The sequence below is a fragment of the Bradyrhizobium genomosp. III genome, from assembly GCF_000261705.1.
In the GTDB taxonomy this organism is placed as follows: domain Bacteria; phylum Pseudomonadota; class Alphaproteobacteria; order Rhizobiales; family Xanthobacteraceae; genus Bradyrhizobium; species Bradyrhizobium ottawaense.
In genome coordinates, this window is the sequence record NZ_AJQF01000351.1 from 61921 (window position 1) to 83432 (window position 21512).

Annotated in this window: 23 protein-coding genes; 12 read left to right on the forward strand and 11 right to left on the reverse strand. The window is 64.1% G+C overall.

The annotated features are described in order from the left end of the window. Positions 1-116: 116 nt before the first annotated feature. Positions 117-1007, forward strand: coding sequence for a crotonase/enoyl-CoA hydratase family protein (locus IC66_RS0128385; protein WP_028141182.1), 891 nt, complete (start codon positions 117-119; stop codon positions 1005-1007). Positions 1008-1111: 104 nt separating this feature from the next. Here IC66_RS0128385 and IC66_RS0128390 read toward each other — a convergent pair whose 3' ends face one another. From IC66_RS0128390 to IC66_RS0128400, 3 genes are all read right to left on the reverse strand, one after another. Then, entirely contained in the window at positions 1112-2089 is a 978-nt protein-coding gene (locus IC66_RS0128390; RefSeq protein WP_038949933.1) for an NADPH:quinone oxidoreductase family protein, read from the reverse strand. Continuing rightward, the gene (locus tag IC66_RS0128395) at positions 2089-2697 is read right to left on the reverse strand and encodes a 2-hydroxychromene-2-carboxylate isomerase (protein WP_038949934.1); all 609 of its coding nucleotides are present in this window, start codon (positions 2695-2697) and stop codon (positions 2089-2091) included. The genes IC66_RS0128390 and IC66_RS0128395 overlap by 1 nt, the downstream gene beginning before the upstream one ends. A gap of 156 nt (positions 2698-2853) precedes the next feature. After that, complete coding sequence (locus IC66_RS0128400; RefSeq protein WP_038949935.1) at positions 2854-3555, reverse strand: glutathione S-transferase N-terminal domain-containing protein; 702 nt, start codon at positions 3553-3555, stop codon at positions 2854-2856. A gap of 131 nt (positions 3556-3686) precedes the next feature. Here IC66_RS0128400 and IC66_RS0128405 point away from each other — a divergent pair, with 131 nt between their 5' ends. Continuing rightward, entirely contained in the window at positions 3687-4709 is a 1023-nt protein-coding gene (locus tag IC66_RS0128405; protein WP_038949936.1) for a methionine synthase, read from the forward strand. A gap of 25 nt (positions 4710-4734) precedes the next feature. Here the strand turns inward: IC66_RS0128405 and IC66_RS0128410 are convergent, their stop codons facing one another. From IC66_RS0128410 to IC66_RS0128420, 3 genes are read right to left on the reverse strand one after another with little or no spacing between them, the layout of a single operon-like run. Next, positions 4735-5397, reverse strand: coding sequence for a hypothetical protein (locus tag IC66_RS0128410; RefSeq protein WP_049806658.1), 663 nt, complete (start codon positions 5395-5397; stop codon positions 4735-4737). Between the two features lie 24 nt (positions 5398-5421). After that, positions 5422-5949, reverse strand: a complete 528-nt coding sequence (gene gpt, locus IC66_RS0128415) for a xanthine phosphoribosyltransferase (RefSeq protein WP_028141188.1) — start codon at positions 5947-5949, stop codon at positions 5422-5424. Positions 5950-5985: 36 nt separating this feature from the next. Beyond that, the gene (locus IC66_RS0128420; RefSeq protein WP_038949938.1) at positions 5986-6723 is read right to left on the reverse strand and encodes a competence/damage-inducible protein A; all 738 of its coding nucleotides are present in this window, start codon (positions 6721-6723) and stop codon (positions 5986-5988) included. A gap of 276 nt (positions 6724-6999) precedes the next feature. On the opposite strand from IC66_RS0128420, the gene IC66_RS0128425 reads away from it, so the two are divergent. From IC66_RS0128425 to IC66_RS0128450, 6 genes are all read left to right on the forward strand, one after another. Beyond that, a complete protein-coding gene (locus tag IC66_RS0128425; protein ID WP_038949939.1) occupies positions 7000-8418 on the forward strand; it encodes a circularly permuted type 2 ATP-grasp protein in 1419 nt (472 codons plus the stop codon). Positions 8419-8422: 4 nt separating this feature from the next. Continuing rightward, complete coding sequence (locus IC66_RS0128430; RefSeq protein ID WP_028141191.1) at positions 8423-9367, forward strand: alpha-E domain-containing protein; 945 nt, start codon at positions 8423-8425, stop codon at positions 9365-9367. A 168-nt stretch (positions 9368-9535) separates the two neighbouring features. Then, the gene (locus tag IC66_RS0128435) at positions 9536-10384 is read left to right on the forward strand and encodes a transglutaminase family protein (protein ID WP_038949940.1); all 849 of its coding nucleotides are present in this window, start codon (positions 9536-9538) and stop codon (positions 10382-10384) included. 68 nt (positions 10385-10452) lie between these two features. Beyond that, positions 10453-10860 (forward strand): carboxymuconolactone decarboxylase family protein, encoded by a 408-nt coding sequence (locus tag IC66_RS0128440; protein WP_028141193.1) that lies wholly within the window; start codon positions 10453-10455, stop codon positions 10858-10860. A 113-nt stretch (positions 10861-10973) separates the two neighbouring features. Further along, complete coding sequence (locus tag IC66_RS0128445) at positions 10974-11732, forward strand: proteasome-type protease (protein WP_038949941.1); 759 nt, start codon at positions 10974-10976, stop codon at positions 11730-11732. 24 nt (positions 11733-11756) lie between these two features. After that, positions 11757-12515 (forward strand): SDR family oxidoreductase, encoded by a 759-nt coding sequence (locus IC66_RS0128450; protein ID WP_028141195.1) that lies wholly within the window; start codon positions 11757-11759, stop codon positions 12513-12515. A gap of 234 nt (positions 12516-12749) precedes the next feature. Here IC66_RS0128450 and IC66_RS0128455 read toward each other — a convergent pair whose 3' ends face one another. After that, a complete protein-coding gene (locus tag IC66_RS0128455; protein ID WP_038949943.1) occupies positions 12750-13988 on the reverse strand; it encodes an MFS transporter in 1239 nt (412 codons plus the stop codon). A 160-nt stretch (positions 13989-14148) separates the two neighbouring features. On the opposite strand from IC66_RS0128455, the gene IC66_RS0128460 reads away from it, so the two are divergent. Then, on the forward strand, positions 14149-15399 hold the full coding sequence (locus IC66_RS0128460) for a NupC/NupG family nucleoside CNT transporter (protein ID WP_038949944.1): 1251 nt from the start codon (positions 14149-14151) through the stop codon (positions 15397-15399). A gap of 23 nt (positions 15400-15422) precedes the next feature. On the opposite strand, the gene IC66_RS48475 is transcribed toward IC66_RS0128460, so the two are convergent. From IC66_RS48475 to IC66_RS0128470, 3 genes are all read right to left on the reverse strand, one after another. Next, positions 15423-15788 carry a hypothetical protein gene (locus tag IC66_RS48475; RefSeq protein WP_244429181.1) on the reverse strand — a complete coding sequence of 122 codons (366 nt, stop codon included), beginning with the start codon at positions 15786-15788 and terminating at the stop codon, positions 15423-15425. A gap of 33 nt (positions 15789-15821) precedes the next feature. Beyond that, positions 15822-16640, reverse strand: coding sequence for a rhomboid family intramembrane serine protease (locus tag IC66_RS48480; RefSeq protein ID WP_244429182.1), 819 nt, complete (start codon positions 16638-16640; stop codon positions 15822-15824). A 271-nt stretch (positions 16641-16911) separates the two neighbouring features. Then, complete coding sequence (locus IC66_RS0128470; RefSeq protein WP_038949945.1) at positions 16912-17439, reverse strand: cupin domain-containing protein; 528 nt, start codon at positions 17437-17439, stop codon at positions 16912-16914. Positions 17440-17657: 218 nt separating this feature from the next. On the opposite strand from IC66_RS0128470, the gene IC66_RS0128475 reads away from it, so the two are divergent. Further along, complete coding sequence (locus IC66_RS0128475; RefSeq protein WP_038949946.1) at positions 17658-19787, forward strand: O-linked N-acetylglucosamine transferase, SPINDLY family protein; 2130 nt, start codon at positions 17658-17660, stop codon at positions 19785-19787. A 201-nt stretch (positions 19788-19988) separates the two neighbouring features. Here the strand turns inward: IC66_RS0128475 and IC66_RS0128480 are convergent, their stop codons facing one another. Then, a complete protein-coding gene (locus tag IC66_RS0128480; RefSeq protein ID WP_028141201.1) occupies positions 19989-20276 on the reverse strand; it encodes an usg protein in 288 nt (95 codons plus the stop codon). A gap of 377 nt (positions 20277-20653) precedes the next feature. Between IC66_RS0128480 and IC66_RS0128485 the strand changes: the two genes are divergently transcribed. Both IC66_RS0128485 and IC66_RS0128490 read left to right on the forward strand, forming a co-directional pair. Then, positions 20654-20968 (forward strand): co-chaperone GroES, encoded by a 315-nt coding sequence (locus IC66_RS0128485; RefSeq protein WP_014494241.1) that lies wholly within the window; start codon positions 20654-20656, stop codon positions 20966-20968. A 42-nt stretch (positions 20969-21010) separates the two neighbouring features. Next, positions 21011-21512, forward strand: a 502-nt coding sequence (locus IC66_RS0128490) for a TCP-1/cpn60 chaperonin family protein (RefSeq protein WP_038949947.1), incomplete at its 3' end; no start/stop codon positions are given.

Below are 21512 nucleotides of genomic sequence, written 5' to 3' on the forward strand. Positions count from 1 at the left end.
CCGGAATCCATTCATCGGCACTACTGATGCCGAGAGATGGATTCCGGGCTCGCGCTTCGCGCGCCCCGGAATGACGTGGTAGAGAGACCGATAAAGAAACAAGGAAGGAAACCGCCATGGCGTATGAGACGATCAAATACGAGGTCGCCGAGCAGATTCTCACCATCACGCTGAATCGGCCCGACAAGCTCAACGCCTTCAACGCGCAGATGCAAGGAGAGCTGATCGACGCGTTCGACGCCGCCGACAAGGACGACAACGTCCGCGCCATTATCGTCACCGGCGCCGGCCGCGGTTTTTGCGCGGGCGCGGATCTGTCGTCCGGCGCCGACACGTTCGACCGCGACGCGCGGCGCGGCCCCGTCAAACGTTTCGCCGACGGCAAGGTGGACTACAGCGATCCGCAGGTGCGCGACGGCGGCGGCCAGGTGACCTTGCGCATCTTCAAGTGCCTCAAGCCCGTCATCGCCGCAGTGAACGGCCCTGCGGTCGGTATCGGCGTCACCATGCAGCTCGCGATGGACATCCGCATCGCTTCGGATGCCGCGCGGTTCGGCTTCGTGTTCTCCCAGCGCGGCATCGTGCCGGAGGCGGCCTCGAGCTGGTTCCTGCCGCGCATCGTCGGCATCTCGCAGGCGCTGGAATGGTGCTATTCGGGCCGCGTCTTCCCGGCGCAGGAGGCACTGGCGGGTCGTCTCGTCAGCAAGGTCGTCGCCCCTGACGATCTCCTGCCGACCGCCCGCGCGCTCGCCAAGGAATTCGCGGCGAAGACCGCACCGGTGTCGGTCGCGCTGATCCGCCAGATGATGTGGCGCATGATGGGCGCCGACGATCCCATGGAAGCCCACAAGGTCGACAGCCGCGGCATCTACGCCCGCGGCCGCTCCGACGACGTCAAGGAAGGCGTGGTGTCGTTCCTGGAAAAGCGCCCCGCGCAGTTCAAGAACAAGGTGTCCAGCGATATGCCGGACTATTTCCCGTGGTGGACGGAACGGGAGTACAAGTGACGCTCTCGTAGGGTGGGCAAAGCGAAGCGTGCCCACGCACTTTTCGCCATCGAGAGAGATGGTGGGCACGGCGCAAGAGCGCCTTTGCCCACCCTACGGCACTTTCACTCCATCATCAGCGCCACACGCCCGATTGCCTTGCGGTCCATCAAGAGCCGCATTGCCTTCGCGTAACCTTCCAGCGGCAGGCGATGCGAAACGTTGGGGCGCAGCTTGCCCTCCTCCGCCCATTGCAGCAGCGCCTTCAGGCGCGCCTCTCCCAGCGCAGGGTTCTTTCGTACCGCCTCGCCAGCGCGCACGCCGAGCACGCTGGCGCCCTTGATCAGCAGGAGGTTGGTCTTGGCCGAGCCGATGCCGCCGGTGAAGCCGATCACCAGCAGCCGCGCGCCCCAGGCGATGCAGCGCATCGAGTCTTCAAAAACCTGACCGCCGACGGGATCGAACACGACGTCCGCGCCGCGACCGTCGGTGATGCGTTTAACGGCGTCGCGAAACGGCTCGCGGTCATAGCGGACGAGATGATCGGCGCCGCGGGCCTTGGCGATGGCGAGCTTCTCGTCGCTGGACGCCGTCGCGATCACGGTCGCGCCCAGCATCTTGCCGATCTCGACGGCCGCCAGTCCCGTGCCGCCGCCGGCGCCATGCACCAGCAGCACCTCTCCCGGCTCGATCCGGCCGCGATCGATCAGCGCATGATAGGCCGTGCCATGGCCGGCAAGATAAGTCGCAGCCTCGGCGTAGTCGAACGTCGACGGCTTAAGGGTGAGCTGCGACGGCGCGACGATGGCTTCGTCGGTGAATGCGCCGTGCCGCATCTTCACGATGACCTTGTCGCCAACAGAAACGCCCTTCGCCTCCGCACCCAATTCGGTCACGTCACCGGCAGCTTCCATGCCGGGCGTGAACGGCAGCTCCGGCTTGAGCTGATATTGGCCGGCGGCCATCAGCACATCAGGAAAATTCAGCCCGGCCGCGCGAATCGCGACCCGCACCTCGCCCGGCTTTAGGGCGCGCGACGGAAACTCTTCCAGCCGCAAGGTTTCGGGCTCGCCGAGCGAGTGGCAGACGACGGCGCGCACCATCAGGCCGCACTCGCCTTGCTGCGCTTGAGCGCCTCGCGGATCAGCGGCAGCCGGTCATTGCCGAAATACATGTCGGTCTTGTTGACGAAAATCGTCGGCGAGCCGAAGCCGCCGCGCGCGACGACCTCTTCCGTATTCGCCTTGAGCTGATCCTTGATCGCTTGCTCGGCGATGCCGGCGAAGAATTTCGGCTCGTCGATGCCGACCTTCCTGCAGATCTCGGCGAGCACGGAGTCCTGCGAGATATCCTTGTCCTCGCCCCAATAGGCATCGAACACGGCGGTCGCGAACGGCACCATGTCCGCGGCCAGCCAGATGCAGCCGCGCATCGCCTTGACGCTGTTCACCGGAAACACCGTCGGGGGCATCTTGATCGCAAGGCCAGCCGACCGCGACCAGTCCTGAAGATCCTTCTTCATGTAGCGCGCCTTCAGCGGCACCGGCGTCTCGCGCTGCGCGTAGACGCTCGGATTGACCGTGTTGAAGATGCCGCCGACCAGGATCGGCCGCCAGACGATCTCGACGCCCAGCTCCTTGGCGAGCGGCCGGATGTTGTGGAAGGCGAGATAGGTCCAGGGGCTGGAGCAGTCGAAGAAGAATTCGATCATGGCGTTTCCTTTGCTCTCGTCATTTCGGGGCGCGCCCTCTTGGGCGCGAGCCCGGAAACCATTCGCTCCTGGCTCTGCGGCCCGATGGATTCTCGGGTGCGCAATTGCGCACCATAGCTCGCGACTTCGTCGCGCCCCGGAATGACGGCGTGGCCGTCACTTCCTTCCCAACACTTCCTTAGCCCTTTGGCCGAACATGATCTTGCGTGATTCCTCGTCGAACGGCTCTTTCACGAATTTTCCGATCGCAAGCCCCGCCTGCACCTGCGGCCTGGCGCGGACCTCGGCATACCAGCGTTTGACGTTCGGATAGTGGTCGAGCGTAAAGCCCTGCGCCTTGTGGGTCATGGTCCAGGGGAAGCAGGCGATGTCGGCAATGGAATAGTCGCCGGCGACATATGCGCCGGTCTTCTCCAGCTGCCGATCGAGCACGCCGTAGAGCCGGGCCGCCTCGTCGCGGTAGCGCTCGATCGCATAGGGGATCTTCTCCGCCGCATAGAGCGCAAAATGCCCGTGCTGGCCGAGCATCGGCCCGAGGCCGGCCATCTGCCACATCACCCATTGAATTGTGGCGGAACGCCCGCGCAAGTCGGCGGCCAGGAAGCGGCCGGTCTTTTCCGCGAGATAAATCAGAATTGCGCCGGTCTCGAACACCGGGAACGGGCTGCCACCGTCGGCGGGTGCGTGATCGACGATCGCGGGGATGCGGTTGTTCGGGGAGATCGCCAGAAACTCGGGACTGAACTGCTCGCCGGCGCGGATGTCGACGGGCTTCACCGTATAGGGAAGTCCGAGCTCTTCCAGCATGATCGAGATTTTCCAGCCGTTCGGCGTCGGCGCGTAATGGAGATCGATCATGACCTTTCCCTCGGCATCCTTTGGCCTTCCCTGTCGATGCCGCCAGCTAAAATAACGACTTTTGTTGTTCTGTACCTCGACGTTAGGACATGGCAGGAAGGGGCGCAACACAACCTGCCGGGAGGGCCGCCATGCTGTTTCCAACCACGATCGCCGGCTCCCTGCCGAAGCCGGAATGGCTTGCCGAACCCAATATGCTCTGGGCGCCCTGGAAGTCACAGGGCGAGGAGTTGCTCCGCGCCAAGCGCGACGCGACATTGATCTGGCTGAAGATCCAGGAGGACGCCGGAATCGACATCCTCACCGAGGGCGAGCAGGCCCGCCAGCATTTCGTGCACGGTTTTCTGGAGAAGATCGACGGCATCGATTTCGCGCACAAGGTCGAGATGGGCATCCGCAAGGACCGCTACAAGGCGATGGTGCCGCAGGTGGTCGCCCCGCTCCGGCTCAAGGGCCGCGTCCATGCCTTCGAGGCGCGCGCGGCGCGCACGCACACGAAGAGGAAGCTGAAGTTCACCCTGCCCGGCCCGATGACCATCATCGACACCATTGCCGACCGCTACTATGGCGATCGCGTCAAGATGGCGTTTGCCTTTGCCGAGTTGCTCAACGAGGAGGCCCGGGCGCTGCAGGCCGACGGCGTCGATCTCGTGCAGTTCGACGAGCCCGCCTTCAATGTCTACATGGACGAGGTCAACGATTGGGGCATCAAGGCGCTGGAGCGCGCCGCGCAGGGCCTCACCTGCGCCACCGCCGTGCACATCTGCTACGGCTACGGCATCAAGGCCAACACCGACTGGAAGGAAACGTTAGCCAGCCAATGGCGGCAGTATGAGCAGATCTTTCCGGCGATCGACGCCAGCCCGATCCAGCAGGTCGCGATCGAATGCCGCAATTCGAAAGTGCCGCTCGATCTGCTGGCGCTGCTCAAGAACAAGATCGTGCAGGCCGGCGTGATCGACGTTGCGAGCGACACGGTGGAGACTGCGGAGGATGTCGTGAAGGTGATCGACGCGGTGTCGAAATTCGTGCCCAAGAGCAACATCATCGCCACCACCAATTGCGGCATGGCCCCGATGCGGCGCGAGATCGCCGAAGCCAAGCTGATGGCGCTCGGCGCCGGTGCCGCGCTGGCGCGCGAGAAGCTCGGGTGACGGCTGGGATCCGCAGGCCGCCCTGCTAGTCCAGCGCGGTCGGATGCAGCGCCGGTTGATATCCAGCGTTCAGCGCACGCAGCGTGGACGGGGGCGTCAGCAGCATTGGGCTCTCCAGCTCGCGCTCGGCGGGGGCATAGCCGGCTGGCGACCATAACAGCGCCCTTCCCTGCACCACCAGAAAGCTCTCCTCGCCCCGTTGAACCATCGCGCCGTCGGGCAATTCTGCGAGCGGCACCGGCACTGCGTGCAGGCGCTTGCGGCCATGATCCAGACGCTCGAGGTGGAGCTGGGCGTCCATCGCCTTCGCACTCACCTTGCTCACGCCATTACCCCTCTCCCACGCCGCGCGAAAGCGGTTGGCATCCTCGCGCCGGCAGAAGAAGCAGGGCCGGTGACCTGCGGCAAAGGCGGTGGCCTCGTCGAGAAAGAACAGCTCGGTCCAGCTCCGCCGCGCCATCACCGGCCGGCGCCAGCCGCGGAATTCGCACAGGCATGTGATCCAGGCCGGCGACGACCAGCGCTTCTTCAGGAGCGTCTTCGTCGCGGGATCGTGGATGATGCCGCGATTGCCGGTGAACGTGCCGCGATGCGGGGTGGCGATGATGTCGCCGAGCGGTGTGACGCGGTTTTGGAGCGGGCGAGTGGCGAATGGGGAATTGCGAATTGGGGATTCACTACTCGCCATTCGCCCCCCGCCATTCCCACTTGGTCACGCCGCGCCGTCGCGGAGCGGCGGGTGGTAGGACAGCGCGGTGTCCCAGGGGAAGAAGATCCAGGTATCCTGCGAGACTTCCGTGATGAAAGTGTCGACCAGCGGGCGGCCCTTCGGCTTGGCGTAGACGGTGGCGAAATGCGCGTCGGGCAGCATCTCGCGCACCAGCTTGCCGGTCTTGCCGGTGTCGACGAGATCGTCGACGATCAACAACCCCTTGCCAGTGCCACCACCAAGCTTCATGGCCTGTTCCGAAATACCCTTGAGAACCTGGAGGTCCCCCTGCTTGTCGTGGTCGTAGCTGGCGACGCAGACCGTATCGATGATGCGCACGCCGAGCTCGCGCGCCACGATCGCGGCCGGCACCAGGCCGCCGCGGGTGATCGCGATCACGGCGTGGAACGGGCCGACCTCGTTGAGCCGCCAGGTCAGCGCCCGACAGTCGCGGTGGAACTGGTCCCACGAGACCGGGAAGGCCCTGCCCGCCCGCTCCTGCGCACTCAGTTCCGGTGCTTCACCTGCCATTGTCGTCTCCTGCTTCGCCTGCCGGCAAATTCCCTGCTAACGAGTGATGTTCAATCCTGCCAGCATTTCCTTCACCGCGCTCATGGCTGCCGCGAGCTTGTCAGCATCGCGCGAGCGCACCACGAGGTTCGTATTCGGCTTCTGCTCTTCGTCCATGAAGGGGTAGCTGCCGATGATGGTGTCGGGATGGGCGGCGGCGATCGCGCGCAAGGGGCTGCCGATGTCGCCTTCCCGCGCATTGGCGCGGACCGATTCGGAGAGCATGCGCACGCCCGATTTCAGCTTGGGCGAGACGATGTCCATCATCGCCTGCATGATCGAGGGCACGCCGGCCATCACGATGACATTGCCGATCTTGAAGCCGGGCGCGAGGATGGTCGCGCTCTGGATCAGCTCGGCACCGTCGGGGATGCGGGCCATGCGCAACCGGGCCTCGTTGAGATCCTGCTCGCTCCAGCGCTCCTTGAAACGGGCGACCACCTCCGGATGGTGGTCGATGCCGACTCCGAACGCCTTGGCGACGCTGTCGGCGGTGATGTCGTCATGGGTCGGCCCGATGCCACCGGTGGTGAAGACGTAGGTGTAGCGATGCCGCAGTGCATCCAAGGCAGCGATGATATCGGACTCGTCATCGGAGACGACCCGGACCTCCTTCAGGTCGATGCCGATATTGGTCAGGTATTCGGCGATGAAGCCGATATTCTTGTCCTTGGTCCGGCCGGACAGGATTTCGTCCCCAATGACCAGAATGCCCGCCGTGACGATCTCGCTCATAACTTAAGTCCCTCACCTGTGGCGCCGACTTTGCCGAGGTAACGCGTTGAAGTCACGCGGTTTTGCTGTCGAAATAAGCAGTCCTCAGCCATTTTTTCAGGCAAGCCGCCGGCCATCCCCGACAAATGCTGCCAGTCCATGCTTATCGCGCTGGCCCGGCCCTTGCTACCACATGAAAGTCATGCACTCTTGCCGCATGGTCAGGACGTTGCGGCTTCACCAGGGCCTGGCGACCTGTCCATTGGCGCAACGCCTTGCGGAGAACAGTCGGCATCTATGGCAGTCGCGTTTGATGAAATGAATATTCCGGGCGGGGACCTTCGCCCCGCCTACCAGGAGCTGGCGCGCTGGCTCAAGGAGACGCCTCCCGAGGCGCTTGAATATCGCCGCCAGGAGGCCGAGCTGCTGTTCCGCCGCATCGGCATCACCTTCGCGGTCTATGGAGAGGCCGAATCCACCGAGCGCCTGATCCCCTTCGACGTGATCCCGCGGATCATGTCGGGCAAGGAATGGGCACTGCTGGAGAAGGGCCTGAAGCAGCGCGTGCGCGCGCTCAACATGTTCCTGCGCGACATCTATCATGGCCGCGACATCCTGCGCGCCGAGATCGTGCCCGACGATCTGATCTTCCAGAACCCGGTGTTCCGGCCCGAGATGAACGGCCAGCAGGTGCCGCACGACGTCTATGTGCACATCGCCGGCATCGACATCGTCCGGGTCGATGCCAACGACTTCATCGTGCTGGAGGACAATGCGCGCACGCCGTCCGGCGTGTCCTACATGCTGGAAAACCGCGAGATCATGATGCGGTTGTTTCCGGATCTGTTCGCCCGCCACAAGGTGGCGCCGGTCGAGCGCTATCCGGACGAGCTGCTCTCGGCGCTCCGCTCCGTCGCGCCGCTCAGCGCCTCGGGCGAGCCGACGGTCGCCCTGCTCACCCCCGGCGTCTACAACTCGGCCTATTACGAGCACTCATTCCTCGCCGACAAGCTCGGCATCGAGCTGGTCGAGGGCCGCGATCTCATCGTCAAGAACAACGAAGTGTTCATGCGGACGACCGAGGGCGTGAAGCGGGTCGACGTGATCTATCGCCGCGTCGACGACGACTTCCTCGATCCCCTCACCTTCCGTCCCGATTCCGCGCTCGGCGTGCCCGGGCTGATGTCGGCCTATGCGGCCGGCAACATCACGCTCGCCAACGCCGTCGGCACCGGGATTGCCGACGACAAGGCGATCTACTCCTACATGCCGGACATCGTGAAATTCTATCTCGGCGAGGAGCCGATCCTGAAGAACGTGCCGACCTGGCGCTGCCGCGAGCCGAAGGACCTCGCCTATGTGCTGGATCATTTGAGCGAGCTCGTCGTCAAGGAGGTGCACGGCTCCGGCGGCTACGGCATGCTGATCGGGCCCGCCGCGACGAAGGCGACGATCGAAGCGTTCCGCGAGAAGCTCAAGCGCGAGCCCGAAGGTTTCATCGCGCAGCCGACGCTGGCGCTCTCGACCTGCCCGACTTGCACCGCAAGCGGCCTCGCCCCGCGCCACGTCGATTTGCGCCCCTTCGTGCTCACCGGCAGCAAGAGCACGACCATCGTGCCGGGCGGCCTGACACGCGTCGCGCTGAAGGAAGGCTCCCTGGTGGTGAATTCGAGCCAGGGCGGCGGCACCAAAGACACCTGGATCCTGGACGAGTAGTCAGATGCTGTCGCGTACCGCCGAAAACCTCTACTGGCTCGCCCGCTACGTCGAACGGGCCGAGTATCTCGCGCGCACCATCGATGCGACGCTGCGCGTCACCGCGCTTCCCGCCGCCTATATTGGCAAGACCAATGAATGGGACTCGGCGCTGCTCACCGCCGGCGTCGCTGCCAGCTTCTATCAGACCTACGAGGAAGCCAACGAGCACAACGTCGTCGACTACCTCTCGTTCTCCGTGGACAACCCATCCTCGATCAGGAACTGCATCGAGGCGGCGCGGCTGAACTCGCGCTCGGTCCGCACCGCGCTGACCAGCGAGATGTGGGACACCATCAACTCGGCCTGGATCGAGCTTCAGGCGGTCTGGAGCAAGGGCACCTCGACGCGCGAGGACCTCGCAAAATTCCTGCGCTTCGTGCAGGAGACCTCGCTGCGCTTCGACGGCTCGGCGTACCGGACCATGCTGCGCAACGACGCCTACTGGTTTTCGCGGATGGGCGTGCATCTGGAGCGCGCCGACAACACCGCGCGCATTCTCGACGTGAAGTATCACGTGCTGCTGCCCGAGGAGGAGCATGTCGGCGGCCCGCTCGATTTCTATCAGTGGAGCTCGATCCTGCGCTCGGTCTCGGCGCTGACGGCCTATCACTGGGTCTATCGCGAGACGCTGAAGCCGTGGCTGATCGCGGACCTGCTCATCCTCAACGACACGCTGCCGCGCTCGCTGGCCAGCTGCTACGGCAATCTCGTGCGCAACCTCGACCAGATCGGTGTCGCCTATGGCCGCCAGGGCCCGGCCCAGCGCCACGCCCGCGGCATCCGCAACCGGCTGGAACACAGCAATATGAACGACATTTTCCAGCATGGCGTGCATGAATTCATTCAGGAATTCATCACCGACAATTCCAGGCTGGGCGAAATCATCACGAAGCAGTATTTGATCTGATGTCACCCGGCTGACGACATGGGATACCGTCATGGCCGGGCTTGTCCCGGCCATCCACGTTCTTGCTTTCGCGCGACGAGGAAGAAAGTGGATCCCCGGGACAAGCCCGGGCACGACGAGCTTCTTTGCGGCGACAGTCGGGCCTAACCACTAACGACACGGTCCACCATGCGCCTGCGAATCCTGCACACCACGACCTATCGCTACGAGCCGGCGGCCACCAGCGTGATCCAGATCCTGCGCATGACGCCCGGCAGCCATGACGGGCAGTATGTGGCGGAATGGCAGATCGACGTCTCCACCGACACCAAGCTCGACACCCACGAGGACGCCTTCGGCAACGTCACCCATGTGCTGTCCTGCGGGCCTGTCGGCGACATCAAGATCACCGCAGAAGGCCTGATCGAGACCCACGACACCGGCGGCGTGCTGCGCGGGACCGACGAGCGTTTTCCGGCCGGCATGTTCTTGCGCGCCACCGATCTCACCTCGGTCAATCCGGCGATGATGGCGGTTGCGCGCCAGTTGCGCAGCGAGGCCGAGAGCGACACGCTCGGCTTCCTGCATACGCTGATGACCGAGATCGGCGATCACATGACCTTCGACGAGGACCCGACCAACAGCGGAACCTCGGCGGCGGAGGCGTTCACGCTCAAGCGCGGGGTCTGCCAGGACTACGCGCACATCTTCATTGCCTGCGCCCGCACCGGCGGCGTACCGGCGCGCTTCGTCTCCGGCCACTTCCTGCGCTCGGACGGCACGGTGCATCAGGACGCCGGCCATGCCTGGGCTGAAGCCTACGTTCCCGATCTCGGCTGGGTCGGATTCGATCCCGCCAACAGCATCTGCGCCACCGACGCCCATGTCCGCGTCGCGATCGGCCTCGACTATCTCGGCGCAGCCCCGGTGCGTGGCACCCGCTATGGCGGCGGCGCTGAGACGCTGGCCGTGGCCGTGAAGGTCGAGCAGGCCGGCCGCGGCGGGCCGTCGCAATCGCAATCCCAACGGCAGAGCTAGGCGCAGCCGTCCGAAGCATGGGTCGTGCTACACTCGCGGGGATCGAAGCTGCCCCCCGCGAGGTACCAATGGCCACTGTAAAGCTGCTTTCGGACGATGAACTCTCCACCGAAGCGCGCGCCGTCTTCGACGATATCCGCAAGGTGCGGAAGTCGGACTTCGTCAACAATTTCTGGCGCGCGTTGGCGCATGATCCGAAGACGCTGCGCAGGACGTGGGAGAGCATCAAGGAGGTGATGGCTCCCGGCGCACTCGATCCCAAGGTCAAGGAAATGCTTTATGTCGCGGTTTCCATCGCGCATGGCTGCAGCTACTGCATCCATTCGCACACCGCCGCTGCACGGGCCAAGGGCATGACGGAGGCCGAATATGCCGAGATGCTCGCCATCGTCGGCATGGCCGCGGAGACCAACCGGCTGGTCACGGCACTCGGCGTGCCGGTTGACGAGGCGTTTCTCGTGGATGCGGCGGATTGAGTGACAGAGCTAGCTGCCGCTCCCGGAATGACGACCTTCCCATGGGAATCGGGGGTTGGACCGGCCTCCGAAATTGGCTAGTAATTCCGCGCAAACGCGTTCGGGGACTGGAAATGACCTATTGTTGCGGAATCCTGGTTCGGGACGGTCTGGTGATGATCGCCGACACCCGCACCAATGCCGGCCTCGACAACGTCTCGACCTTCCGCAAGCTGCACATCTTCTCGAAGCCCGGCGAGCGCATCATGGCGATCGCCAGCGCCGGCAACCTCGCCATCAGCCAGTCGGTGCTGTCCACGCTGACCGAAGGCCTGGAGGACCCCAACACGGGTGAGGTCGAGACGCTGATGAACGCGCCGACCATGTTCCAGGCCGCCCAGCGCATCGGCCGGGCGATCCGCGCCGTGCACGCCACCGAAGGTCCCGCGCTGAGATCCGAGGACGTCTCGTTCGACGTCTCGTTCCTGTTCGGCGGCCAGATCAAGGGCTCGCGCATGCGCCTGTTCATGATCTACACCGCCGGCAATTTCATCGAGTGCACCACCGATACGCCGTACTTGCAGATCGGCGAGCACAAATACGGCAAGCCCGTGCTCGACCGCGCCATGCATTACGACGTCGAGCTGTACGAGGCGCTGAAGACCGGCCTGATCTCGATGGATTCGACCATGCGCTCCAATCTCGGCGTCGGCCTGCCGATCGACGTGCTGGTGGTGCGCGCCGGAGCCTGCGAGGCCGATCTCAACCATCGCATCGAGGCGGGCGAGCCCTATTTCCACGATCTGCGCTCGCGCTGGTCGGCGGCGCTGCGCGCGGCGCACCAGAACATTCCGCGGCCGCCCTACAAGAACGAAAAAGAACCCAAAACCTGACAGCATGAGAAAAGGCAGGAAACAATGAGCGAAGCAAAGAAGATCGCAGTGGTGACGGGCGCCGGCACCGGTGTCGGGCGCGCCGCGTCGCTGGCATTGATGAACACCGGCTTCACCGTGGTGCTGGTCGGCCGCCGGCTCGACATGCTCGAGGAGACGGCAAAGCTCGGCCCCGCCGGCAAAAGCCTGTGCGTCACCGCCGACATGACCAAGCCTGATTCGATCGCGGCACTGTTTGACAAGGTGAAGGCGACCTACGGCCGCCTCGACGTGCTCTTCAACAATGCCGGCATGGGTGCCCCCGCCGTCAACTTCGAGGATCTCGGCCTCGAGCAGTGGCAGGCGGTGGTGAACACCAACCTCACCGGGCCGTTCCTGTGTACCCAGCACGCCTTCCGCATCATGAAGGATCAGACCCCGCGCGGCGGCCGCATCATCAACAACGGCTCGATCTCGGCGCACGCGCCGCGCCCGTTCTCGGCGGCCTACACCTCGACCAAGCACGCCATCACCGGCCTGACCAAGGCCAGCAATCTCGACGGCCGCATGTACGACATCGCCGTCGGCCAGGTCGACATCGGCAACGCCGCGACCCCGATGACCGATCGCATGGTCAACGGCCCCGGCGTGCTGCAGCCTGACGGCACCACCAAGCACGAGCCGCGCATGGATGCGAAAGCGGTCGGCGATGCCGTGGCCTACATGGCCGGCCTGCCGCTCGATGCCAACGTGCTGACCATGACGGTGATGGCGACCAAGATGCCGTTCGTGGGGCGGGGCTGAACTCAAAATTGCGAAAACAACCCCATGCACAGTAGGGATCTCTTTGATTCCTCTGTGCTTTGTCCGAGACTTTCGGGGGGCATCCAGTCCCATGCCCCGGACGCGGCGCGGCATGCAATGACGCGCCGCTGAGCCGGGGCCCATGCCTCCGCGATCTCGTGCTTGGCCTCCTGGGTCCCGGCTCAGCGGCGCGTCACTTCGTTCCGCACCGCGTCCGGGACACGAGACATTCCCCTACTCCAAACTCTCCACCTGCCGCAGGCTCGGAAACAGCTTCATCCACAAAAGCGCCACCGCAACGGTGGCAACGCCGCCGAGCACGGCGGCCGGCATGGCGCCGAGCAGTGCGGCGGCCACTCCGCTTTCGAACTGGCCGAGCTGGTTCGAGGCGTTGATGAAGAGGAAGTTCACCGCGCCGACCCGGCCGCGCATCTCGTCGGGCGTGGACAGCTGCACCAGCGAGAAGCGGATCACGACGCTGATCGTGTCGGCAGCACCGAGCACGGCGAGCGCGAGCACCGACAGCCACATCCAGGAGGACAGCGCGAATACGATGGTGGCGAGGCCGAACACGATCACGGCCTGGAACATGCGCAGGCCCACGTGCCTCGAGATGGCGTGACGTGCCAGCACCATGGTCATCAGGAGCGCACCGACCGCCGGCGCGGCACGGAGCACGCCGAGCCCGACCGGACCGGTCTGCAGGATGTCGCGGGCATAGATCGGCAGCAGCGCGGTGACGCCGCCGAACAGCACCGCGAACAGGTCCAGCGAGATGGTGCCAAGGATCGCCGGATTGCTGCGAATGAAGCGAACGCCGGCAAAGATGTTGTCCGAGTCCATCCCCTGCTTCGCGATCGCCTGCGGACGCGGCCGGATGAAGCCGGTCAGGATCATGCCGAAGATCCAGAACAGCACCATCATGGCATAGGCAAGATGCGGGGCGACCGCATAGGCGAAGCCGCCGAGCGCCGGGCCGGTGATGGTCGCGACCTGCGCCGCCCCGCTGGAGACTGCGGTGGCGCGCTGAAGCGAGCCCTGCGGCGCGATCAGCGGCAGCAGCGCCGCCGTGGTCGGGCTCTCGAACGCGCCGGCAATGCCGAGCACGAAGGTCGCGATGAAGATCTGGACTTCGCCGACCGCGCCGAGATAGGTGATGATTGCGAGATAGAGCGCGGTCGCCGCTTCAACGAGCTGGCAGAGCTGGACCACCCGCTTGCGCTCATAGCGGTCGGCGGCGTGGCCGGCGACGAACACCAGGAGCGCGGTGGGCAGGAACTGCACGAGGCCGACCATGCCGAGGTCGAAGGCCGAGCCGGTGAGATCGTAGATCTGCCAGCCGATCGCGACCGCCGCGATCTGGCTGGAAAAGCGCGACAGGTTGCGCGAGAGCAGGAAGAACAGGAACGCGCGGTGGGCGAGGAGCGCGCGGGCGCTGACCGGCGGATGTCCGGAATTTAGCTGCTCTGGCATCGCCTTTTGGGTCACCCTCGGACCGCTCTCCCCCTCACTGTCGAAGGCCCCCGCGTGGCCGAGGTGGCCCCGCTTGTCAACAGTGGGCCGCTTCTAGCGGCTCCCGGCATTGCCTTTGCAGCGCCGGCCCGGCCATAATCATTGAGGGTTTGGGGACATCATGCTGCGTTTGCAATCGGCACTCGGCATTTTCGCATTGCTGTTGATCGCCTTCGCATTGGCGGAGAATCGGCGCGCCGTGTCGCTGCGGCAGGCGGCGATCGGCCTCGTCGCCACCTTCGTCACCGCGATCGTGCTCCTGAAGCTGCCGGTCGTCGCGCACGCCTTCGGCGCCATCAACGATGCGGTCGGCGCGATCTCCGCGGCCTCGCGCGCCGGCTCCGCCTTCGTGTTCGGCTATGTCGGCGGCGGCGCCCTGCCCTTCGACCTCAAGGTGCCTGGCGCCGATTTCATCCTGGCGTTCCAGGCGCTGCCGATCGTGCTGGTCATGAGCGTGCTGACGACGCTGCTGTTCTATTGGCGCGTGCTGCCGCCGATCGTGCGCGGCATGGCCTGGCTGCTGGAGCGGACGCTCGGCGTCGGCGGCGCGGTGGGCCTCTCGACCGCCGCCAATATCTTTCTCGGCATGGTCGAGGCGCCGCTGTTCGTGCGGCCGTATCTGAAGCAGATGACTCGCAGCGAATTGTTCCTGGTGATGACCGGCGGCATGGCGGGCATCGCCGGCACCGTGCTGGTGCTCTATGCGACGCTCCTTGCTCCTCTCATTCCCGACGCGGCCGCGCACTTCGTCATCGCCTCCGTGCTGGGCGCGCCGGCCGCGATCCTCGTCAGCCTGATCATGGTGCCTGAAACCTCCAACACGCGTACCGGCGGCACGCTCGAAGATCCGGAGATGGAAGTCTCCAGCACGATGGATGCGATCGTGAAAGGCACCAGCGCGGGGATCGAGCTGCTGATCAACATCGTCGCCATGCTGCTGGTGCTGGTGGCGCTGGTCTATCTCGTCAACGCCATGCTCGGCCTGCTGCCGAATGTTGGCGGCGCCGCGATCTCGTTGCAGCGCCTGCTCGGTCTCGTGATGGCGCCGGTGTGCTGGCTGATGGGGCTGCCATGGGATCAGGCGGTGACGGCCGGTAGCCTGATGGGCACCAAGACCGTGCTCAACGAATTGATCGCCTATGTCGACTTTGCGAAGCTGCCGGGCGATGCGCTCGACCCGCGCTCGCGACTGATCATGCTCTACGCGATGTGCGGCTTCGCTAACTTCGCCAGCCTCGGCATCATGATCGGCGGCTTGGGCGTGATGGCGCCGGAGCGGCGCGAGGAGATCAACGCGCTGGGATTGAAGTCGATCGTATCAGGAACGCTGACGACGTGCTTGATGGGGGCGGTGGTGGGGGTCATCACGTGACCCGTGGTGATGCCGTAGCCTGGTCAACTGCACAATTTCGACTTCTGCAAGATGCGGCGCACCTCGGCCAGCTTGGCACGGCAGGGCTCGACCGCCATGGCCTTCGCCTCGCTCGTTCGTCCCTGCGCCCACAGCAACACCGCCATCAAGCCCTGTGCCCCGGAGCGCACCGGCCCACCCGCCACATCTGAAGCGGCGAGCGACAGGGCGGTTCGCGCCTCCGTCTCGGCGGCACTGAGGTTGGCTTGTTCCAGGAAGAAGACCGCACGGAACACGTGGGCCCGCGCGTCTTTTGGGTAGCGGGTGACGAGATCGAACGACCGGCTGACCATCTCGTCAGCCTTCGCCGGCACTTCCGACGCGCGGATATAGTGCACGGCATCGGCCATGTAGGACGAATAATGAACGGCGGCGAAGCCGGCTCAGATCAGAGATCCGAGGGATGCTGCAAGCAACGTCATGCCGGCGCTCCGCGGCAGGCTGTCATAGGACCAGAAGGCGAGCCACGGCGTGATCGCAAGCGCGGCACCGGCCACCGCACCGCCTGCATGGGCATAATAGTTGACATTGCCCGAGGCGCCGAATGCCAGCGGCAGCAGTGCGGGAACACCGAAGAAGAGCGACGTCTTCAGTCTCGATATGGTTTGATCGGCGTCCGCTTCGGGCTCGAAGCTCGCGACGAACAGCGCGGCGATGAGCCCGGTGATGGCGCCGGACGCGCCCACGCCCACCGTGCCGGGGCCATTGCCCAGCAGAGAGCCGACCTCGCCCGCCACTGCACTGGCGACGAAGATCAGCGCAAACCAGCCACGGCCGATCAGAGACTCCAGCCTGACGCCGACGATGAACAACCCAATGCAGTTGCTGACGAGGTGCCACCCGCTGCCGTGCAGCAGCGGCGCAAGGCCAATCCTCCACCACTCTCCTCGTCCGACAACGAGATCGTAGCCCGACGCGCCCTGGGCGATCAGCGAGCGGACGTCGAGGTCACCATCCCGCGCAACGTCGATGGCCAGGCTGCGTTGCAGAGCGAAGATCAAAAGCAGACCGAAAATCAGGCCAATGGTGAGGAAAGGGATATCGGCCAGAAGCCTGTTATCGCCAAAAAGCGTCCCTTCGCTCGGCAAGGGCCGAGCGGGGTCGCGCACGATCTCCCGCACGGTCGGCGCGGCGACGGGTTGAAACGACGCTCTTGACGGCGGCGCCGTAACGCCGCGTCGGCCAAAAGTGTTGGTCGCCATGAAAGCACTCCCGCGTTTTCACATCCTTGAGTTGCCGCGAGAGGTATTTTCGATTGGTTAGCGCCCGCCCTGCAGGTCAGCTGAAACCATCCGACTGGTAATTGCCCGGTTTCCCAGATCGCGTGCTTTTTAGCGATCGTGACGAGAACGCTGACGACGTGCTTGATGGCGGTGTGGGGGCTGGAGTCGCGACGGTCCTGCAGCCCGGATGGAATGCAGCGCAATCCGGGCTACGTACCCATCACAGCAATGACGTAGGAGAGAGATCGGCCTACGCCTTCAATTCCACCGTCCTGAACTCCGCCGGCAGGATCACCTCCAGCAGTTCGACGTCATCCGAATAATCCAGGATCATGTGCTTGATCTTCGGCGGCTGGGTCCAGGCGCTGCCTTCTTTCATCAACGTCTCGCCCTGCCCGTCCATATAAGTCTTCACCCAGCCCTTGAGCACGTAGACCATCTGGAAGTCGACGTCGTGAAAATGCAGCTTTGACACCTCAGCCGGATCGCAAGGACCTTGCAGCCGGATCACGTGCGCTTGCGCGAGGCCATGGCTAGCGTCGGCGATGCCGAGGTCGCGGTATTTCGCGTAAGCGCGCAGGCCATCGGCCTTGAAGTCTTCCTCGCGGTGATGGCTGATCGCGATGCGCTGCCTGGGACGTGCGGGCTTCTTCGATACGGCAGTGCGAGCCTTTGCCTTCACCGCCTTGCGTGCCGAGGATCGCGCCGCCGCTTTGGCGCCGCTCCGCTTCTTCACTGCGGTCTTCGTTGCGGGTCTTGATGCCTTTTGCTTGGCCATTGTCTGCCTCCCTGATCTGAGCGCGCCCGCCGGACGGGTACAACCCGAGCACAGATTATCCAGTCTTGGATGAGGCGGCAATTGCCGGGCGCAAGGCTAGCGGCTCAATGACCCGATCGGTCGTAGCTTGTCCCAAGCTGTCGTGGCGAACGGCCGTCGTCTCGTATTCGTTCTCCCGCTGAATTAATCTCGAAGAGAGATTCTGGGGGATTAAAGCCATGGGCAACAGCGTAGGTCAGCGTGCATTTCAAAATGCCCGGCTTCAGAAACGGCAAAAAGCCGAAGTGCTGCCGTTGCTCGGGCATGCGCTCCAGCTACACAAGATGGGGCTTCTCGCCGAGGCCCAGGCTGCCTATCGGCAACTCCTGCAGCTCGCGCCCAACCAATTCATGGCGCTGCACATGCTCGGTGCTTTGGAGTCCGACGCCAAGAATTTTCAGCAAGCCGAAATCCTGCTGAGCCGGGCGGTCGCCGTGGATCCGCAATCTGCCGATGCTCATATGAGGCTGGGCGTCGCGCTCAACGGGCTGCGCCGTCACGACGAGGCCTGCGCGAGCTATCGAAAGGCCCTCGCCTTGCGGCCCAACCACGCCGCAACCCTCTCCAATCTCGGTAACGCGAGCGTGGCCCTCGATCTTCACGAGGAGGCGCTTCACAGCTACGACAAGGCGATCGCACTCGACGCAAGCCTTGCCGAAGCCCACAACGGCCGGGGTTGGGCGCTGTGCCGTCAACGCAATTATGACGAGGCCGTCGCAAGCTTGAACCGCGCGCTGTCGATCAAGCCCGACTATGCCGCGGCGCTGGCGAACCGTGCCACGGCTTTACGGGAACTTCAGCGATTTGACGAAGCGCTGGCAGACGGCAATCAGGCAATTGCGCTGGCACCCGACGACGCGAATGGGTGGCTCGCGCGGGCCAGTGTCCTGCTCCAGATCCAGCAAATTGCCCACGCATCCCACGACTGCCAGCAGGCGCTGGCGATCGATCCCGATTCCATTCAAGCTCACCTGGTGCTGGGTCTTTGCCTCGCCGGACTTGGCCGGGTCGACGAAGCCCTCGCCAGTTTCGACAGAGCCCTCGACATCCAGCCTGACCTGCAGAGCGCGATCTCCAACAAGATATTCACGCTCGATTTTGCGGGGGACGCCACCGTTGAACGGCATCAGCAGGCGCGTCAGGTGTGGTGGGAGCGTGTCGGCGCGAAAATCGCTTCAGGCGCGGCGGGCCCGCATGACAACAACCGCGATCCGGACCGCCGTCTGGTGCTCGGCTATGTCTCGTCGGATTTCAACGCGCATTCGGCTGCGTTGATTTTCAAGCCGGTGCTCCAACACCATGACCGGGCACAGTTCGAGGTCGTGTGCTACGCTTGTTCGTCGAAAGTGGATGCGACGACCGGTGAATTTCAGGGGATCGCCGATCGCTGGCGCGACGCCTCGCAATGGACCGAAGATCGCCTCACCGCCGAGATCCGCGCCGACGGCATCGACATCCTGATCGATCTGTCCGGCCATACCAGAGGCAACCGCCTCGGCGTGTTTGCGCGCAAGCCTGCACCGATCCAGGTGCACGGCTGGGGTCACGGCACTGGCACCGGGCTGCCGACGATCGATTATCTGTTCTCGGACCCGGTCGCGATTCCCTTCGAGGTTCGGCATCTGTTTGCGGAGACCGTTGTCGACCTGCCGTGCTTCGTGACGCTGGCCTCGCTGCCGACCGAGATTCCGCGGGCACCTACGCCGGCGATCTCGAACGGCTTCGTCACCTTCGGCGTCTTCAACCGCATCAGCAAGATTTCGGACGAGGCGGCGCAAGTCTGGTCCAGGATTCTCGAGCGGGTGCCGGGCTCGCGACTGCTGATCAAGGATGTTGCGCTGGACGACCAGCTGGTCCGCGAAAATTTGCTGGCGCGGTTCGAGGCTTGCGGATTGCCGGCCGAACGCGTCGATCTGCTCGGCGCCACCTTGCGAAGCGAACATCTGGCATCGTTCAATCGCGTCGATATCTGCCTCGACCCGTTCCCGCAGAACGGCGGCGTCAGCACGTGGGAAGCCTTGCAGATGGGCGTGCCGGTGGTGGCGAAGCTCGGCAACAGCCTGCCCAGCCGTGCTGCCGGCTCCATCCTCACCGCTCTCGGCTTGCCGGACTGGGTCACGGACAGCCATGAGGCGTATATCGAAATCGCAACGAGCCGAGGTTCTGAGATCAGCGAGCTCGACAGGTTGCGCCGCGAGCTGCCCGACAAGATCCGGGCCGCAGCCGCCAGCAACCCCGTCTCATACGGGCGAGCGGTCGACGAGGCCTATCGCGCGATGTGGAGACGCTATTGCTGCGAGGGCGCCTGATCGCCCCTCAGGCGATCCCGGGAATAGTGCGTTCGTCCGACGAGCTGCAAGGGAGATATCGGTAGGGTTGGCAAAACGACTGGTCCGCCATAGCTCGAAGAGCGACGGCGGAAGCGTGCCTACCTTCCGCGCGCGATCATGGAGAGATGGTGGGCACGGCGCTTAAGCGCCTTGGCCCACCCTACGAGACCGATATTCGTCTCAATGCAGCCGGAACACGCCATCCACGGCGCGCAGCTCGGCCGGCTTGATCAGCTTGGAGTGCGCGACGGTGACCGAATGGAGGGGACCGTCCAGCTTTTCCTGCCAGAAGGCCAGGAAATCCTTCAGCGCCGGGAATTTCGGAAACATGTCGTAGTTCTGCCAGACGTAGGTCTGGAGCAGCGAGGGATGATCCGGCATCCGGTAGAGGATTTGTGCCGTCGTCAGCCCGTAACCTAAAAGCTGTTTCCGAAAGTCCTCGGAAACGCCCCCACTCCGCACGCCCATGCCAACCTCCTTTGCAGGAGCGCATTCAAGGGGCGGCCTGGTCGGTGTGCGCCTTACGAGCCACCCGGTACTGATGCGCTCACATGAGAGAAATGTGACGCAAACTGACAACCCATCTCAAGCCCAAAAGTTTAACAAGCTGTTGAAATTCAATGCGTTAGCAGCAGATGGATCACCGTGCTAATACGGCTCGGCCTCGGTTAACGATGGAAAAGAGATTCTGGCAGTCCGCGCTTCCGGGTGCTGATTTTTCTGCTAGAAGCCCTTGCTCCCGCAAAATTCCTGTCCTATTTCAGCCTCGCCTGTGCTAGCACTCGCGGGCACAGATTGCTAACAGACGAAAATCATCAACTCGTGCAAATGCTTAGGAGAGCTGCATGAAATTCCGTCCGCTTCACGACCGCGTCGTGGTCAAGCGCATCGACGCAGAAGAGAAGACCGCCGGCGGCATCATCATCCCCGACACTGCCAAGGAAAAGCCCTCCCAGGGCGAAGTCGTCGCCGTCGGCCCCGGTGGCCGCGACGAAGCCGGCAAGCTGATCCCGATCGACCTCAAGGTCGGCGACCGCGTGCTGTTCGGCAAGTGGTCCGGCACTGAAGTCAAGATCGACGGCGTCGATCTCTTGATCATGAAGGAAAGCGACATCATGGGCGTCCTCGACGTCCCCGCTTCCAAGAAGAAGGCGGCCTAAGAGCCCCTCTCTCCCTCCAGTCAACCTCAAGGAAAATTCCAGATGGCAGCCAAAGAAGTCAAATTCTCGGTTGAAGCGCGCGACAAGATGCTGCGCGGCGTCGACATCCTCGCCAACGCGGTAAAGGTCACGCTCGGTCCGAAGGGCCGCAACGTCGTGCTCGACAAGTCGTTCGGCGCTCCCCGCATCACCAAGGACGGCGTCACCGTCGCCAAGGAGATCGAGCTCGAGGACAAGTTCGAGAACATGGGCGCCCAGATGGTGCGCGAAGTCGCCTCCAAGTCCGCTGACGCGGCCGGCGACGGCACCACCACCGCCACCGTGCTGGCCCAGGCGATCGTGCGCGAAGGCGCCAAGTCGGTTGCCGCCGGCATGAACCCGATGGACCTCAAGCGCGGTATCGACCTCGCGGTCGAGGCCGTCGTTGCAGACCTCCAGAAGAACTCCAAGAAGGTCACCTCGAACGACGAGATCGCCCAGGTCGGCACCATCTCGGCCAACGGCGACCAGGAGATCGGCAAGTTCCTCTCCGACGCCATGAAGA

Coding starts and splice junctions, on each gene's coding strand:
- IC66_RS0128405 (WP_038949936.1), top strand. CDS start 3,687: ATGCTGTTTCCAACCACGATCGCCGGCTCCCTGCCGAAGCCGGAATGG.
- gpt (WP_028141188.1), bottom strand. CDS start 5,949: ATGGCAGGTGAAGCACCGGAACTGAGTGCGCAGGAGCGGGCGGGCAGG.
- IC66_RS0128470 (WP_038949945.1), bottom strand. CDS start 17,439: ATGGCCAAGCAAAAGGCATCAAGACCCGCAACGAAGACCGCAGTGAAG.
- IC66_RS0128395 (WP_038949934.1), bottom strand. CDS start 2,697: ATGATCGAATTCTTCTTCGACTGCTCCAGCCCCTGGACCTATCTCGCC.
- IC66_RS48475 (WP_244429181.1), bottom strand. CDS start 15,788: ATGGCCGATGCCGTGCACTATATCCGCGCGTCGGAAGTGCCGGCGAAG.
- IC66_RS0128410 (WP_049806658.1), bottom strand. CDS start 5,397: ATGGCGAGTAGTGAATCCCCAATTCGCAATTCCCCATTCGCCACTCGC.
- IC66_RS0128390 (WP_038949933.1), bottom strand. CDS start 2,089: ATGGTGCGCGCCGTCGTCTGCCACTCGCTCGGCGAGCCCGAAACCTTG.
- IC66_RS0128440 (WP_028141193.1), top strand. CDS start 10,453: ATGGCCACTGTAAAGCTGCTTTCGGACGATGAACTCTCCACCGAAGCG.
- IC66_RS0128425 (WP_038949939.1), top strand. CDS start 7,000: ATGGCAGTCGCGTTTGATGAAATGAATATTCCGGGCGGGGACCTTCGC.
- IC66_RS0128435 (WP_038949940.1), top strand. CDS start 9,536: ATGCGCCTGCGAATCCTGCACACCACGACCTATCGCTACGAGCCGGCG.
- IC66_RS0128455 (WP_038949943.1), bottom strand. CDS start 13,988: ATGCCAGAGCAGCTAAATTCCGGACATCCGCCGGTCAGCGCCCGCGCG.
- IC66_RS0128460 (WP_038949944.1), top strand. CDS start 14,149: ATGCTGCGTTTGCAATCGGCACTCGGCATTTTCGCATTGCTGTTGATC.
- IC66_RS0128385 (WP_028141182.1), top strand. CDS start 117: ATGGCGTATGAGACGATCAAATACGAGGTCGCCGAGCAGATTCTCACC.
- IC66_RS0128420 (WP_038949938.1), bottom strand. CDS start 6,723: ATGAGCGAGATCGTCACGGCGGGCATTCTGGTCATTGGGGACGAAATC.
- IC66_RS0128485 (WP_014494241.1), top strand. CDS start 20,654: ATGAAATTCCGTCCGCTTCACGACCGCGTCGTGGTCAAGCGCATCGAC.
- IC66_RS0128430 (WP_028141191.1), top strand. CDS start 8,423: ATGCTGTCGCGTACCGCCGAAAACCTCTACTGGCTCGCCCGCTACGTC.
- IC66_RS0128450 (WP_028141195.1), top strand. CDS start 11,757: ATGAGCGAAGCAAAGAAGATCGCAGTGGTGACGGGCGCCGGCACCGGT.
- IC66_RS0128445 (WP_038949941.1), top strand. CDS start 10,974: ATGACCTATTGTTGCGGAATCCTGGTTCGGGACGGTCTGGTGATGATC.
- IC66_RS0128480 (WP_028141201.1), bottom strand. CDS start 20,276: ATGGGCGTGCGGAGTGGGGGCGTTTCCGAGGACTTTCGGAAACAGCTT.
- IC66_RS0128400 (WP_038949935.1), bottom strand. CDS start 3,555: ATGATCGATCTCCATTACGCGCCGACGCCGAACGGCTGGAAAATCTCG.
- IC66_RS48480 (WP_244429182.1), bottom strand. CDS start 16,640: ATGGCGACCAACACTTTTGGCCGACGCGGCGTTACGGCGCCGCCGTCA.
- IC66_RS0128475 (WP_038949946.1), top strand. CDS start 17,658: ATGGGCAACAGCGTAGGTCAGCGTGCATTTCAAAATGCCCGGCTTCAG.